The 13,351-nt window shown below is 70.8% G+C and carries 13 protein-coding genes; 12 read left to right on the forward strand and 1 reads right to left on the reverse strand.

The window, feature by feature from the left end:
• The first annotated feature begins 4 nt into the window (after positions 1-4).
• Genes ABSY19_RS07665 through epsG form a run of 4 tightly spaced genes read left to right on the forward strand, consistent with a single transcriptional unit; the run spans position 5 to position 4,061 of the window.
• Positions 5-1,015 carry an EpsD family peptidyl-prolyl cis-trans isomerase gene (locus ABSY19_RS07665; protein WP_382160911.1) on the forward strand — a complete coding sequence of 337 codons (1,011 nt, stop codon included), beginning with the start codon at positions 5-7 and terminating at the stop codon, positions 1,013-1,015.
• Positions 1,012-1,821, forward strand: coding sequence for a polysaccharide export protein EpsE (epsE, locus tag ABSY19_RS07670; RefSeq protein ID WP_382160914.1), 810 nt, complete (start codon positions 1,012-1,014; stop codon positions 1,819-1,821). Before ABSY19_RS07665 ends, epsE begins: the two co-directional genes overlap by 4 nt.
• 9 nt (positions 1,822-1,830) lie before the next feature.
• Positions 1,831-3,204, forward strand: a complete 1,374-nt coding sequence (epsF, locus tag ABSY19_RS07675) for a chain length determinant protein EpsF (protein WP_382160917.1) — start codon at positions 1,831-1,833, stop codon at positions 3,202-3,204.
• The gene (epsG, locus tag ABSY19_RS07680; protein WP_382160920.1) at positions 3,201-4,061 is read left to right on the forward strand and encodes a chain length determinant protein tyrosine kinase EpsG; all 861 of its coding nucleotides are present in this window, start codon (positions 3,201-3,203) and stop codon (positions 4,059-4,061) included. Before epsF ends, epsG begins: the two co-directional genes overlap by 4 nt.
• Here the strand turns inward: epsG and ABSY19_RS07685 are convergent.
• Positions 4,055-4,456 (reverse strand): VanZ family protein, encoded by a 402-nt coding sequence (locus ABSY19_RS07685; RefSeq protein WP_382160922.1) that lies wholly within the window; start codon positions 4,454-4,456, stop codon positions 4,055-4,057. The genes epsG and ABSY19_RS07685 overlap by 7 nt on opposite strands.
• On the opposite strand from ABSY19_RS07685, the gene xrtB reads away from it, so the two are divergent.
• Genes xrtB through ABSY19_RS07725 form a run of 8 tightly spaced genes read left to right on the forward strand, consistent with a single transcriptional unit; the run spans position 4,455 to position 13,350 of the window.
• On the forward strand, positions 4,455-5,360 hold the full coding sequence (gene xrtB / locus ABSY19_RS07690) for an exosortase B (protein WP_382160925.1): 906 nt from the start codon (positions 4,455-4,457) through the stop codon (positions 5,358-5,360). The two genes, ABSY19_RS07685 and xrtB, sit on opposite strands and share 2 nt — an antisense overlap.
• A gap of 4 nt (positions 5,361-5,364) precedes the next feature.
• On the forward strand, positions 5,365-6,078 hold the full coding sequence (epsI, locus tag ABSY19_RS07695; protein ID WP_382160928.1) for an exosortase-associated protein EpsI, B-type: 714 nt from the start codon (positions 5,365-5,367) through the stop codon (positions 6,076-6,078).
• Positions 6,075-7,193, forward strand: coding sequence for a GDP-mannose 4,6-dehydratase (gmd, locus tag ABSY19_RS07700; protein WP_382160930.1), 1,119 nt, complete (start codon positions 6,075-6,077; stop codon positions 7,191-7,193). The genes epsI and gmd overlap by 4 nt, the downstream gene beginning before the upstream one ends.
• Before the next feature lie 7 nt (positions 7,194-7,200).
• Positions 7,201-8,196 (forward strand): GDP-L-fucose synthase family protein, encoded by a 996-nt coding sequence (locus tag ABSY19_RS07705; RefSeq protein WP_382160933.1) that lies wholly within the window; start codon positions 7,201-7,203, stop codon positions 8,194-8,196.
• Positions 8,197-8,223: 27 nt separating this feature from the next.
• The gene (locus ABSY19_RS07710) at positions 8,224-9,273 is read left to right on the forward strand and encodes a glycosyltransferase (RefSeq protein ID WP_382160936.1); all 1,050 of its coding nucleotides are present in this window, start codon (positions 8,224-8,226) and stop codon (positions 9,271-9,273) included.
• Positions 9,270-10,580, forward strand: coding sequence for a lipopolysaccharide biosynthesis protein (locus ABSY19_RS07715; RefSeq protein ID WP_382160939.1), 1,311 nt, complete (start codon positions 9,270-9,272; stop codon positions 10,578-10,580). The genes ABSY19_RS07710 and ABSY19_RS07715 overlap by 4 nt, the downstream gene beginning before the upstream one ends.
• Positions 10,577-11,737 carry a glycosyltransferase family 4 protein gene (locus tag ABSY19_RS07720; protein WP_382160942.1) on the forward strand — a complete coding sequence of 387 codons (1,161 nt, stop codon included), beginning with the start codon at positions 10,577-10,579 and terminating at the stop codon, positions 11,735-11,737. The genes ABSY19_RS07715 and ABSY19_RS07720 overlap by 4 nt, the downstream gene beginning before the upstream one ends.
• On the forward strand, positions 11,734-13,350 hold the full coding sequence (locus ABSY19_RS07725) for a hypothetical protein (protein ID WP_382160944.1): 1,617 nt from the start codon (positions 11,734-11,736) through the stop codon (positions 13,348-13,350). The genes ABSY19_RS07720 and ABSY19_RS07725 overlap by 4 nt, the downstream gene beginning before the upstream one ends.
• Position 13,351: the final 1 nt, after the last annotated feature.

Below are 13,351 nucleotides of genomic sequence, written 5' to 3' on the forward strand. Positions count from 1 at the left end.
GGCCATGACCACCCGCAGATTCCCCTCCCCCACCGCGCCCCGCCTGACCGCGCTGGCTGTTCTGCTCACGCTGGCCTTGAGCGCGTGCGGCGCCAAGGACGAAGGCACGCAGGCCACGCAGGTGGCCGCCAAGGTCGGCTCCAACGAGATCTCCGTGCACCAGATCAACCAGGTGCTCGCCCGCACGCCGATGGCCAACGCCTCCAAGGAAGCCGTGCAGGCGGCCAGCCAGCAGGTGCTCGAACGCCTGATCGACCAGCAGCTGGCGGTGGACCAGGCCACCGAGAACAAGCTGCACCGCTCGCCCGACGTGGTGGCCCAGCTCGAGGCCGCGCGCCGCGAGGTGCTGGCGCGCGCCTACCTGCAGCAGCTCACCGGCGCGATGCCCAAGCCCACGCCCGAAGAAGTGAAGGGCTACTACGACACCCACCCGGCCCTGTTCTCGGAACGCCGCGTGTTCAACCTGCAGGAAATCCGCGTGCCGGTGGCCACCGAGGTGTTGAAAGACCTGACCAGCATGGCCACGCAGGCCCGGCCCATCGACGAGGTGGCCAGCATGCTGCGCGCGCGCAACGTGCAGTTCGGCGGTGGCAGCGCCACCCGCACGGCCGAGCAGGTGCCGCTGGAGCTGCTGCCGCGCCTGCACGCGCTCAAGGACGGCCAGAGCCTGGTGGTGAAGAACGGCGACGCCGCCACCTTCCTGCGCGTGGCCTCGTCGCAGCAGATCCCGGTGGGTGAGACCGCGGCCACGCCGGGCATCGAGAAGTTCCTGGGCAACCGCCGCTCCACCGAACTCGTGAACAGCGAACTCAAGCGCCTGCGCGAAGCCACCACCGTCACCTACCTCGGCGGCTTCGAAGCGCCCGCCCGCGCCACCCCGGGCGCCGACAAGCCCGACGCGGCCGCCGCGAACGGCCCGGCGCTCACCACGCCGCTGGCCGCCGACGACAAGGTGGCGCCCGCGGCCGGTGAAGACCAGGGCGCCATCGAACGCGGCCTGCAAGGTCTGAAGTGAGCACGCGCGCGCTGCTCAGTGCCTGCCTGCTGACCGTGGCCGCCTGCTTCGGCGCCACGGCGCAGGCCCAGACCGGCCCGGTCGACTACCCGCTGGCCGCGGGCGACACGGTGCGCGTCCAGGTGTTCCAGAACCCGGACCTCGCGCTGGAGACGCGCATCACCGAGAGCGGCACGATCTCTTTCCCCCTCATCGGCGCGGTGCGCCTGGGCGGCCTGTCGGTGAGCGCGGCCGAGAAGAAGATCGCCGATGCGCTGCAGAGCGGCGGCTTCCTGCAGAACCCGCAGGTCACGCTGCTGCTCACGCAGATCCGCGGCAGCCAGGTCTCGGTGCTCGGCCAGGTCGGCCGGCCCGGCCGCTTCCCGCTGGAGACCGCCGGCACCCGCCTGAGCGACATGCTCGCCAACGCCGGCGGCACCACGCCCGGCGGCGACGACGTGGTCATCGTCACCGGTCAGCGCGACGGCCAGGCCTTTCGCAAGACCATCGACCTGCCCTCGCTGTTCCTGCGCGAGAACCGCGCGGACGACATCGTTCTGGGCAGCGGCGACGTGATCTACGTGCACCGGGCCCCGGTGTTCTACGTGTACGGCGAGGCCCAGCGGCCGGGCTCGTTCCGCATCGAACGCGGCATGACGGTGATGCAGGCGCTGGCGCAGGCCGGTGGCCCGACCGCGCGGGGCTCGCGCAGCCGCCTGGAACTGCACCGCCAGCAGGACGACGGCAGCGTGCAGACCCTGGCGCCCGAGATGAACGACCCGGTCCGGTCCAACGACGTGCTCTACGTGCGCGAGAGCCTGTTCTGAGCGAACCCCATGACGCCCCAACAACTTCTGACCGTGCTGCGCGCGCGCTGGCTCGTGGTCTTCCTCACTTTCGTGCTCGTGGTGGCGGCCGTCGCCACCGTGACGCTGATGGCCGACAAGCAGTACACCGCCTCCGCCGCCGTGGTGCTGGACGTGAAGTCGCCCGACCCGGTGAGCGGCCAGACCCTGGCGGGCCTGATGGCGCCCGGCTACATGGCCACGCAGGTGGACATCATCAAGAGCGATCGCGTCGCCAAGCGCGTGGTCAGCGCGCTGCGGCTGGACAGCAGCGCGGCGGTGCAATCGCAATGGCGTGAAGCCACCGAAGGCCGGGGCCAGATCACCGACTGGCTCTCGGCGCTGCTGCAGCGCAACCTGGACGTGAAGCCCTCGCGCGAGAGCAACGTGATCAGCATCGAGTACATGGGCGCCGACCCCAACTTCGCGGCGCTGGTGGCCAACGCCTTCGCGCGCGCCTATGTGGAGGTCAACCTGGAACTGCGCGTGGACCCGGCGCGCAGCTACGCGGGTTTCTTCGACGCCCAGACCCGCTCGGCGCGCGAGCGGCTCGAAGCCGCGCAGAAGGCCTTGTCGGACTTCCAGCAGGTCAACGGCATCACCTCCACCGACGAGCGCGTGGACTTCGAGACCGCCAAGCTCAACGAGACCAGCAGCCAGCTCACCTCCATCCAGGCCGCCACCACCGACAGCCAGAGCAAGCGCCAGCGCAGCGATGCCGACACCGTGGCCGAGGTCATGCAGAGCCCGCTGGTCAACGGCCTCAAGGGCGACATCGCCCGCCTCGAGGCGCGCCTGACCGAAACCGGCGTGAACCTGGGCAGGAACCACCCGCAGACGCTTCGCTACGAATCGGAGCTCGCCACGCTCAAGGCCCAGCTCGATGCCGAGACGCGCCAGATCACCAGCGCCATCACCACCACCTACCAGGTGAACCGCCAGCGCGAGGCCCAGCTGCAGGCGGCCCTGAACCAGCAGAAGGACCGCGTGCTCGAACTCAACAAGCAGCGCGACCAGATCGCGGTGCTGCGGCGCGACATCGAGTCGGCCCAGCGCGTGTTCGAGTCGGTGAGCCTGCGCGCCTCGCAGAGCAGCATCGAGAGCCAGACCAGCCAGACCAACATCGCGGTGCTCAACCCGGCGATCGCGCCCACCTTCCCCTCGGGCCCACGCGTCAAGCTCAACATCGCGATCGCCATGTTCCTCGGCGGCCTGCTCGGCGTGATGCTGGCCCTGGCGCTCGAATTCGCCAACCGCCGGGTGCGCTCGGCCGACGACCTGCGCGCCCTGCGCGACGTGGTGCCGCTGGGCAGCATCGGTCCGGCCGGCGGCATGATGAAACCCACTGCCGGAGCCCGCGCATGAACGCCCCGCTGGATTTCAAGCCGCAGGGCGCCATCGGCGACATCCTGGTCGCGCGCGGCCTGCTGCTGCCGGCCGACGTGGTGCGCGTGGTCGCCCGCCAGGCCAGCCACGACGAACCTTTCGGCGAAGCCGCCATCGCGCTCAAGCTGCTCGACCGCGCCGACCTCGACGCCGCGCTCTCGACCCAGTTCAACTACGGCTACCTGCAGGACGAGGACGCGCCGCTCAGCCGCGAGCTGGTCACGGCGTTCAAGCCCTTCTCACGCGCCTCGGAAGAAATGCGCGCGCTGCGCGGCCAGCTCATGCTGCGCTGGTTCAACGACGACCGCCGCCGCCGCCTGCTCACCGTGGTGAGCCAGCGCCCGCGCGATGGCCGCAGCTTCATCGCGGCCAACCTGGCGGTGGTGTTCTCGCAGCAGGGCCAGCGCACGCTGCTGATCGACGCCAACCTGCGCGAGCCGCACCAGGCCAGGATGTTCCACACCACCGGCCACAGCGCGGGCCTGGCCGGCATCCTGGCCGGGCGCGCCGGGCTGGAGGTGATCGAGTCGGTGCCGGGCCTGCCCGGCCTGCGCGTGCTGCCGGCCGGCGCCGCGCCACCGAACCCGCAGGAGCTGGTGGGCATGCCCAGCTTCGGCGCGCTGCTGCAGCAGGTGAGCCAGAACCACGACGTGGTGCTGATCGACACGCCCGCCAGCGAGCGCTTCGCCGACGCGGAGATCATCGCCGCGCGCACCGGCGCGGCCCTGCTGGTCGCGCGCCGCCACCGCAGCCCGCTCGGCGGCCTGGGCGATCTCTCGCGCCGCCTGCAGGACACCGGCGTGGCCCTGGTGGGCTCGGTGCTGAACCATTACTGAGCCGTATGCGACGCCACCCACTCCCGCAGGCGAATGCGCACCGCGAGCACCGTGGTGCCCAGCGCCGCGCCCACCGCGTCGGCCACCAGGTCGTCGATGTCGGCGCTGCGCCCGGGCAGGCGCATCTGGCTGGCCTCGTCGAGCGCGCCCACGAGCAGCGCGCCCGTGAAACCAATGACCATCGCCGACACCCCGCGGCGGCCGCTGGCGAAGCCGATCGCGCACGACAGCACGGCGTAGACCGCCATGTGGGCGAGCTTGTCCCATGGGGCCGGCACCAGGCCCACCGCGAAGGGCTGGGCGCCACCGATCCACAAGGCCAGCGGCACCGCCAGTGTCAGCGCCACGGCCAGCCAACGCGCCACGCGCTGCACGCGCCGAAGTGAAAAACCCATGAGCACCACCACACCTTCGATTGATACGGGCGCCGCGCCGATGGTGACGCGCCTTCTGCCCTGGCTGCCGATTATGGTCGGGCTGGCGGTGCTCTACGTGCCCACCCTCTACGACCTCTTCACTGGGATCTGGGCCCAGGACAATCAGTTCCACGGTCCCATCGTGCTGGCGATCTCGCTGTGGCTGCTGCACCGCAACTGGGGTGCGATGGAAGCCGCCTCGATGGGCAGCCAGGGCAGCGCCTGGGGCTGGCCGCTGGTGCTGTTCGCGCTGGCCGGCTACGCGCTGGGCCGCTCGCAGGGCATGGGCATTCTCGAGGTCGGCTCGGTGATCTGGCTGCTGGCCGGCGTGGTGCTGCTCACGCACGGCGCGTCCGGCCTCAAGGCCCAGTGGTTCGCCTTCTTCTTCATGCTGTTCATGGTGCCGCTGCCCTCGCAGGTGGTGGACATCGTGACCATGCCGATGAAGATGATGGTCTCCTACGTGGCCGAGAACGTGCTCTACGCGCTGGGCTACCCGATCGGCCGCAACGGCGTGATCCTGCAGATCGGCCAGTACATGCTGCTGGTGGCCGACGCCTGCGCCGGCCTGCAGACGCTGCTCACGCTCGAAGCCCTGGGCCTGCTGTACCTGAACCTGGTGCGGCGCGATTCGCTGTTCCGCAACGTCGGCCTGGCCATCCTGATCGTGCCGATCTCGTTCACCGCCAACGTGATCCGCGTGATGGCGCTCAGCCTGATCACCTACCACTTCGGCAACGAGGCCGGCCAGGGTTTCCTGCACGGCTTCGCCGGCATGGTGCTGTTCCTCAGCGCCCTGCTGATGATCATCGCCTTCGACAGCGCGCTCCAGTGGGTGGAGCGCCTGCGCCAGCGGCCCGCCACCAGCCTGCAGAAAGCCTGACGCCATGGTCTTCCCCTTCAAGAACCTCTTGCTGATGGCGCTGATGCTGGCCTCGGCCGCGCTCGCCTACGCCATGCGCCCCACCGCCCGCCTGGCCGACGAGCGGCCCACCATCGACCTGGCCACGATGGTGCCGACCGAATTCAACGGCTGGCGCGAGCAGCCCAACGTGGCGGTGCAGATCATCGACCCCGAGCAGCAGGCCACCATCGAGGCCATCTACACCCAGACGCTCACGCGCAACTACATCCACGCCGACGGTTACCGCATCATGCTGTCGATCGCCTACGGCAACGACCAGAGCGACAACCTGCAGCTGCACAAGCCCGAGGTGTGCTACCCGGCGCAGGGCTTCAAGCTGGAGCGCATCGAGCGCGTGCCACTCCAGCTGCACGGCCGCGCCATCGCGGCCACCCGCCTGGAGACGCATCTGGGCAACCGCTACGAGCCCGTGACCTACTGGACCGTGGTGGGCGACCACGTCACCACCACCGGCATCGACAAGAAGCTGACCGAGATGCGCTACGGCCTGGGCGGCCGCGTGCCCGACGGCATGCTGGTGCGGGTCTCCTCCATCGACCGCGACAGCGCGCGCGCCCACCGCCAGCAGGCCCGCTTCGCGGCCGACCTGGTGGCCGCCCTGCCCGCCGAACACCGCGCCCGTTTCTCCGGCGTCGACAGCGCCACCACCACCGCCTCCACCCCGCCCGCACCATGAAGAAAAAAATCGCGCTCATCACGGGCATCACCGGACAGGACGGCGCCTACCTCGCCGAACTGCTGCTCCAGAAGGGCTACGAGGTGCACGGCATCAAGCGCCGCGCCTCGTCGTTCAACACCGACCGCATCGACCACCTCTACCAGGACCCGCACGAGTCCGGCCGCCGCCTGGTGCTGCACTACGGCGACCTGGCCGACAGCAGCAACCTGATCCGCATCGTCGGGCAGGTGCGCCCCGACGAGATCTACAACCTGGGCGCCATGAGCCACGTGGCGGTGAGCTTCGAGAGCCCCGAGTACACCGCCGACATCGATGCCGTCGGCACGCTGCGCCTGCTCGAGGCGGTGCGCCTGCTCGGCATGGAGAAACACTGCCGCTTCTACCAGGCCTCCACCAGCGAGCTCTACGGCCTGGTGCAGGAAACGCCGCAGAAGGAGACCACGCCCTTCTACCCGCGCAGCCCCTACGCGGTGGCCAAGCTCTACGCCTACTGGATCACGGTGAACTACCGCGAGGCCTACGGCATGTACGCCTGCAACGGCATCCTGTTCAACCACGAGAGCCCGATGCGCGGCGAGACCTTCGTCACGCGCAAGATCACGCGCGCGGTCTCGCGCATCGCGCTGGGCCTGCAGCGCTGCCTGCACCTGGGCAACCTGAGCGCGCTGCGCGACTGGGGCCACGCGCGCGACTACGTCGAGATGCAGTGGCTGATGCTGCAGCAGGAGCAGCCCGAGGACTTCGTCATCGCCACCGGCGTGCAGTACAGCGTGCGCCAGTTCGTGGAGATGGCCGCGCGGGAACTGGGCTTCACGCTCGACTGGGTGGGCGAGGGCAGCGACGAGGCCGGTGTGGTCGCGTCGGTGCAGCGGCCCGACCTGCGCTGTTCGGTGGGCGATGTGGTGGTGCGCGTGGACCCGCGCTACTACCGGCCCACCGAGGTGGAGACGCTGCTGGGCGACGCCAGCAAGGCGCGCACGCGCCTGGGCTGGACGCCGAAGACGACCCTGCCCCAGCTGGTGAGCGAGATGGTGCAGGCCGACTACCGCCTGGCGCGGCGCGATGCCATGGTCAAGCTGGCCGGCTTCCCCGCCTTCGAATACCAGGAGTGAGCACCCCATGCGCCACGATGCACGCATCTACGTCGCGGGCCACGGGGGCCTGGTGGGCTCGGCCATCGTGCGCCAGCTGCGCGCGGCCGGCTACCACCGCCTGCTGCTGCGCACGCACGCCGAGCTGGACCTGACGGACGCGGCGGCCACCGCCGACTTCTTCGCGCGCGAAAAACCCGAGTACGTCTTCCTCGCGGCCGCCCGCGTGGGCGGCATCCTGGCCAACCAGCAGTACCCGGCCGACTTCATCCGCGACAACCTGCTGATCCAGACCCACGTGATCCACGAGGCCTGGCGCGCCGGCGTGCAGCGCCTGCTGTTCCTCGGGTCGAGCTGCATCTACCCGCGCCTGGCGCCGCAGCCGATGAAGGAGACCGACCTGCTCAGCGGCCCGCTGGAGGCCACCAACCGGCCCTACGCGCTGGCCAAGATCGCGGGCATCGAGATGTGCTGGAGCCACAACCGCCAGCACGGCACGCGCTTCCTGGCCGCGATGCCGACCAACCTGTACGGCATCGGCGACAACTACGACCTCGACACCAGCCACGTCATCCCGGCGCTGCTGCGCAAGTTCCACGAGGCGCGCGGGCGCGGCGCGCCCCAGGTCACGGTCTGGGGCAGCGGCACGCCGCGGCGCGAGTTCATGTACAGCGACGACATGGCCGCCGCCTGCCTGTTCCTGATGAAGCTGCCCGAGGCGCGCTTCCTGTCGCTGCTGGGCAGCGACGAGGCCGCCACCGGCCGCTTCGAGCCCCCGCTCATCAACATCGGCGTCGGCCACGACCTGAGCATCCGCGAACTGGCCCAGACCATCCAGCAGGTGGTGGGCTACCAGGGCGACGTGGTGTACGACACCAGCCGGCCCGACGGCACGCCGCGCAAGCTGATGGACGTCTCGCGCCTGCAGGCGCTGGGCTTCACGGCCAGCGTGCCGCTGGAGCAGGGCCTGCGCCGCGCCCTGGCCAGCGCCGATTTCGCGCGCGCCGTGGCGCGCGCGGCCTGATCGCGCCCACCGGCCATGCACACCCCCATGCCCTCCGTGCTCTACCTGGGCCAGAAGAGCGGGACCTGCCTGGACCGCGCCAACGCGCTGCGCCGCATCGGTTGCATGGTCGACCACATCGACCCGCGCGAGCTGCTGCCCGCCACGGTCTGGGTGGACCGCTGGACCTGGCGCATGGGGGGCCACTGGTTCTCGCCCTGGGCGCAGCGCGCGCTGCAGGCGCGCCTGGGCTTCAAGCGCTACCACCTGTGCCACGTGGACTGCGGCGAATGGATCACCCCGGCGGTGATCGCGCTGCTGCGCCGGCACGCCCGCCACGTCATCAACTACAACAACGACGACCCCACCGGCGCGCGCGACGGCGCCCGCTTCGCAGCGTACCGGCAGGCCGTGCCGCACTACGACCTGGTGGCGGTGCTGCGCGAGACCAATGTGCCCGAGGTGAAGGCCCTGGGCGCGCGGCGCGTGCTGCGCGTGCACCACTGCGCGGACGAGGTGAGCCACGCACCCCGCCCCTTGAGCGAGGCGGACCGGCAGACCTGGCACTCGCAGGTGCTGTTCCTGGGCACCTGGTTTCCCGAGCGCGGCCCCTTCCTGCTCGAACTCATCCGCCTGGGCGTGCCGCTGACCATCCGCGGCCCGAACTGGCACAAGGCGCCCGAATGGGCCGAACTCCAGCCGCACTGGGCCGGCGGCGCCATCGGCGGCGACCACTACGCCAAGGCGATCCAGTGCGCGCAGGTGAACCTGGGGCTGCTCTCGCGCGAAAACCGCGACCTGCACACCACCCGCTCGGTGGAGATCCCGGCGCTGGGCGGCCTGCTGTGCGCCGAGCGCACGCCCGAGCACACAGCCATGTACATCGAAGGCCAGGAAGCCCTGTTCTGGTCGGGCGCGGAAGAATGCGCCGCGGTGTGCCGCGAGGCGCTGGCCGACGAGCACCGGCGCCAGCGCGTGGCCAGCGCGGGGCATTGGCGCCACCTGCTGAGCCCCCACCGCAACGACGCGCTGATGCGCACCCTGCTGACGGCCGTCGACCAGATCGAAGCACCCGCGGTGCTGGAGCCCACGGCGTGAACCGCGCCTTGCGCCAGCGCGTGGTCGCCGGCATGGGCGCCAACTCGGTGGGCATGGCCATCACCATCGGCACCCAGCTCGCCTCGCTGCCCCTGTTTCTCGCGGTGTGGGACACGCGCACCTACGGCGTCTGGCTCATGATCAGCGCCCTGCCGGCCTACCTGTCGATGGCCGACGTGGGCATGGTGACCGCCGCCGGCAACCGCATGACCATGGCCATGGGCGCGGGCAACGCTGCCCTGGCCAACCGCGTGTTCCAGAGCGCGCAAGGTTTCGTGCTCTGTGTCTGCGGCGCGCTGGCGCTGCTGGTGCTGCCCGGCATCTGGTGGTCCGCGTGGCCGGCGGACGCCACCGCCGACCAGCGCCTGGCCCTGATGGCCCTGGTGGCCGGCGTGCTGGTCTCCTTCCTGGGCGGCCTCTCGGAACAGCTCTTCAAGGCCACCCACCGCTACGCGCAGGGCGCCTTGCTGGGCAACGCCACGCGCCTGGCCGAATGGGCGGGCTGGATGCTGGGCCTGCTGCTCTCGGGCAGCTTCACCGCCGTGGCCCTGGGCGGCCTGTTGTGCCGCATCGCCGGCACACTGCTGTCGATGCAGGTCGCGCGCCACGGCTCGCACGGCCTGGCCTGGGGCCTGGCCGACGCGGCGCCGGCCGTGGTGCGCCAGATGGTCCGGCCGGCCGCCGCGTTCATGGCCTTTCCGCTCGCCAACGCCCTGAGCCTGCAGGGGGTGACCCTGCTGGTGGGCGCCCTGCTCGGCCCGGTGGCCGTGGCGGTGCTCAACACCTACCGCACGCTGGCGCGCACCGCGGTGCAGGCCACGGCGATCCTGAGCCACGCGCTGTGGCCCGAGTTCGCGCGCCTGTTCGGCCAGGGCGCGCTGGCCAGCCTGCGGCAGCTGGTGGGGCGCAGCACCTGGTGGGGCGTGGCGCCATCGCTGCTGCTGAGCGCCGCGCTGTTCGCGCTCGCGCCCTGGCTGCTGCGCGCCTGGACGCATGGCGAGATCGGCTTCGAGCCCTGGGTGTTCGGCCTGCTCATGGCCTACGCGGCGGTGGCCGGCCTGTGCCATGTGCCGCGCGTGCTGCTCATGTCCATCAACCGGCACGGCCCGCTGGCCGTCTGGTCGCTGCTGGCCAGCGCGCTGTGCGTGGCCCTGGTCTGGCTGCTGAACGAACCGATGGGCCTCACCGGGGCGGCCACGGCCATGCTGGCCAGCGAGGCCCTGCTGACGGGCATCTGCCTGCGGCTGGCCTGGGGCGCGATCGAGGCCCCCGCCGCCGCGCCGCGCGGCCAGGGGGTGGCGCCATGAAGGTCGCGCTCTCGGTGCCGGGCAAGTTCCACACCTTCGACCTGGCGCGCGAGCTGCACGCGCAGGGCGCGCTGGCCGGCATCCTCACCGGCTACCCGCGCTTCAAGCTGCGCCACGAGCAACTGCCCGCCTCGCTGATCCGCACCTTCCCCTGGTTCATGGCGCCCTACATGGCCAACCCGTGGCAGCACCGCCTGCCGCGCCGCTGGACGCGGGCGCAGGAACACCTGGTGGCCACCACCTTCACCGCGTGGGCCGCCGCCGCGCTGCCCGCCTGCGACGTGTACGTGGGCCTGTCGGGCAGCTCGCTCGCGGCGGGCCGGCGCCAGCAGCGCCAGGGCGGGCGCTACGTGTGCGACCGGGGCTCGGCCCACATCCGCGTGCAGGATGCGCTGTTGCGCGAGGAACACCACGAGTGGGGCCTGCCCTTCGAAGGCGTCGATCCGCGCAACCTGGAGCGCGAGGAGGCCGAGTACGCGCAGGCCGACTGCATCACCGTCCCCTCGGCCTTCGCGTGGCAATCGTTCATCCGCCAGGGCGTGCCGCCCCAGAAGGTGCGGCGCCTGCCCTATGGCGTCGATCTGGCGCGCTTCGCGCGCTCGGGCGAGCCCGACGCGCGGCGCTTCGACCTGCTCTTCGTCGGCGGCATGAGCCTGCAGAAGGGCGTGCCCTACCTGCTGCAGGCCTACCGCGCGCTCAAGCACCCGGCCAAGTCGCTGAAGATCGCGGGCACGCCTTCGCCCCAGCTGATCGCGCACCTGAGCGCCAAGGGCCTGTGGTCGCCCGGCATCGAGGTGCTGGGCCACGTGCCGCAGACCGAGCTCAGGCACCTCATGAGCCGCAGCCACGCCCTGGTGCTGCCCAGCGTGCAGGACGGCTTCGGCATGGTGCTCGCCCAGGCCATGGCCTGCGGCTGTCCCGTGATCGCCAGCGAGAACACCGGCGCGCGCGACCTGTTCGACGACGGGCAGGAAGGTTTCATCGTCCCGATCCGCAACGCGGCGGCGCTGGCCGATCGCCTGCAGCGGCTCGTGGACGAAACCGGCCTGCGCGAGCGCATGGCCGCGGCCTGCATCGAGCGCGTGCAGCGCCTGGGCGGCTGGCGCGACTACGGCCAGCGCGCGCTCGGCCTCTACCAGCAGCTGGTGGCGGCATGAGCAACGCCCGCTTCATCCTGCTGAGCCTGATGGCCCTGGCCACCCTGGCGCTGGCGGCGCAGATGGTGATCGATTTCTCGACCGTCAACATCGGCTCGGCCTGCATCGTGTTCGCCTCGTCGATCGCGATGCTGCTGTACCTGCTGTGGACGCCGGCCCTGCACACCCACCCCCTCTCCACCTTCGCGCTCTTCGGCTTCTGCGTGACCACGCAGATGGGCGCGCTGCTGGGCCAGACCGTGTTCGGCACCTCGCTGGCGCAGAACCTGCGCCAGCCCCTGGAAACCTTCGTCACGCTGGCGGGCTTCCAGGCGATCGCCCTGCTGGCGCACATGCTCTACCGCTGGTTCCTGCACCCGGCCCCGCCGCCGTCGCCGGTGACGGCCCCGCTGGTGGCCTCGCCCTCGCTCATCCGCCAGCTGCTCGGCAAGCTCGGCCTGTACGAGGCGCCGCCCACCAGCGCGCTGTGGCTCATGGGTTATGTGGGCCTGTTCGCCTTCCTCATCAGCGGCGGCAGCGAAGGCACCTTCCGCAAGGTGCTCGACGGCATGCGCTTCCTGACCTGGGCGCCGTTCCTGATCCCCATGTACCTGATCCAGGTCGGCCCCGCCTACTGCCGCCCGCGCCGGCAGTACCTGCACCTGCTGGGCTTCGGCAGCCTGGTGATCCTGCTGGGGCTGGCGGCCAATGTGCGCAGCATCATGCTGTCGGGCTTCGTCACCATCGCGCTGTTCGCCCTGCTCACCGCCCTGCGCAGCCAGAAGCCGGTGTCGGGCAAGCGCTGCCTGCAGCTGGGCCTGCTCGGCCTGGTGCTGGGCGCGGTGGCCATTCCCATGACCGACCTGGCCACCGCGATGGTGGTGGCGCGCAAGGTGCGCGGCGGCGTGTCCGCCGTGGACATGGTCAAGGAAACGCTCTACTACTTCCAGCGCCCCGAGCTGCTGGCGCAGCAGGAGCGCATGCAGCGCGACGCCGCCACCCTGGACAAGTACGACGAGTACTACTTCGAGAACCCGCTGCTGGCGCGGCTGATGGAGACCAAGTTCCACGACAACTCGCTGTACTTCGTCTCGCGCTTCTCGCAGAGCGACACCGCCCGCCTGGCGCAGACCTCGGTCGACCTGATGTGGTCCATCCTGCCCAACCCGGCGCTCAAGGCGCTGGGGGTGGACGTGAACAAGCGCGACCTCGAGTTCTCGATGGGCGACTACCTGAGCCACCTGAGCCAGGGCGGCCCGCTGGGCGGCTACCGCACCGGCTCCATGCTGGCCCAGGGCCTGGCGCTGCTGGGCATCGGCTTCGCGGTGGTGTACTTCTTCGCCTGCCTGGGGGTGTTCGCCCTGCTCGACCTGCTGTCGTACCGGCAGCGCTCCGGCCAGGTGCTGCTCAGCACCGTGGGCATGTTGTCGATCTGGAAGATCTTCCAGTACGGGCTCACCGCCGACGCCCTGCACGCCTGGGTCTCGCTGGTGTTCCGCGAACTGCCGCAGCAGGTGTTCTTCTTTGTCGTCATCACCACCTTCGTGCGCTGCCTGGGCCTGGTGTTCCAGGGCGGCGCCCGGCCCGACCCGCGCGCCACGCCGACCGCGCACGGTTTCCCCCTGCGGCCCTAGA

The organism is Hydrogenophaga sp. ANAO-22, from assembly GCF_042466645.1.
Classification (GTDB): domain Bacteria; phylum Pseudomonadota; class Gammaproteobacteria; order Burkholderiales; family Burkholderiaceae_C; genus Hydrogenophaga.

Excerpts from the sequence above, each read along its gene's own strand:
- epsI (WP_382160928.1), top strand. The coding sequence starts at position 5,365 with ATGGTCTTCCCCTTCAAGAACCTCTTGCTGATGGCGCTGATGCTGGCC.
- ABSY19_RS07705 (WP_382160933.1), top strand. The coding sequence starts at position 7,201 with ATGCGCCACGATGCACGCATCTACGTCGCGGGCCACGGGGGCCTGGTG.
- ABSY19_RS07665 (WP_382160911.1), top strand. The coding sequence starts at position 5 with ATGACCACCCGCAGATTCCCCTCCCCCACCGCGCCCCGCCTGACCGCG.
- epsG (WP_382160920.1), top strand. The coding sequence starts at position 3,201 with ATGAACGCCCCGCTGGATTTCAAGCCGCAGGGCGCCATCGGCGACATC.
- ABSY19_RS07685 (WP_382160922.1), bottom strand. The coding sequence starts at position 4,456 with ATGGGTTTTTCACTTCGGCGCGTGCAGCGCGTGGCGCGTTGGCTGGCC.
- gmd (WP_382160930.1), top strand. The coding sequence starts at position 6,075 with ATGAAGAAAAAAATCGCGCTCATCACGGGCATCACCGGACAGGACGGC.
- ABSY19_RS07710 (WP_382160936.1), top strand. The coding sequence starts at position 8,224 with ATGCCCTCCGTGCTCTACCTGGGCCAGAAGAGCGGGACCTGCCTGGAC.
- xrtB (WP_382160925.1), top strand. The coding sequence starts at position 4,455 with ATGAGCACCACCACACCTTCGATTGATACGGGCGCCGCGCCGATGGTG.
- ABSY19_RS07720 (WP_382160942.1), top strand. The coding sequence starts at position 10,577 with ATGAAGGTCGCGCTCTCGGTGCCGGGCAAGTTCCACACCTTCGACCTG.
- ABSY19_RS07725 (WP_382160944.1), top strand. The coding sequence starts at position 11,734 with ATGAGCAACGCCCGCTTCATCCTGCTGAGCCTGATGGCCCTGGCCACC.
- epsF (WP_382160917.1), top strand. The coding sequence starts at position 1,831 with ATGACGCCCCAACAACTTCTGACCGTGCTGCGCGCGCGCTGGCTCGTG.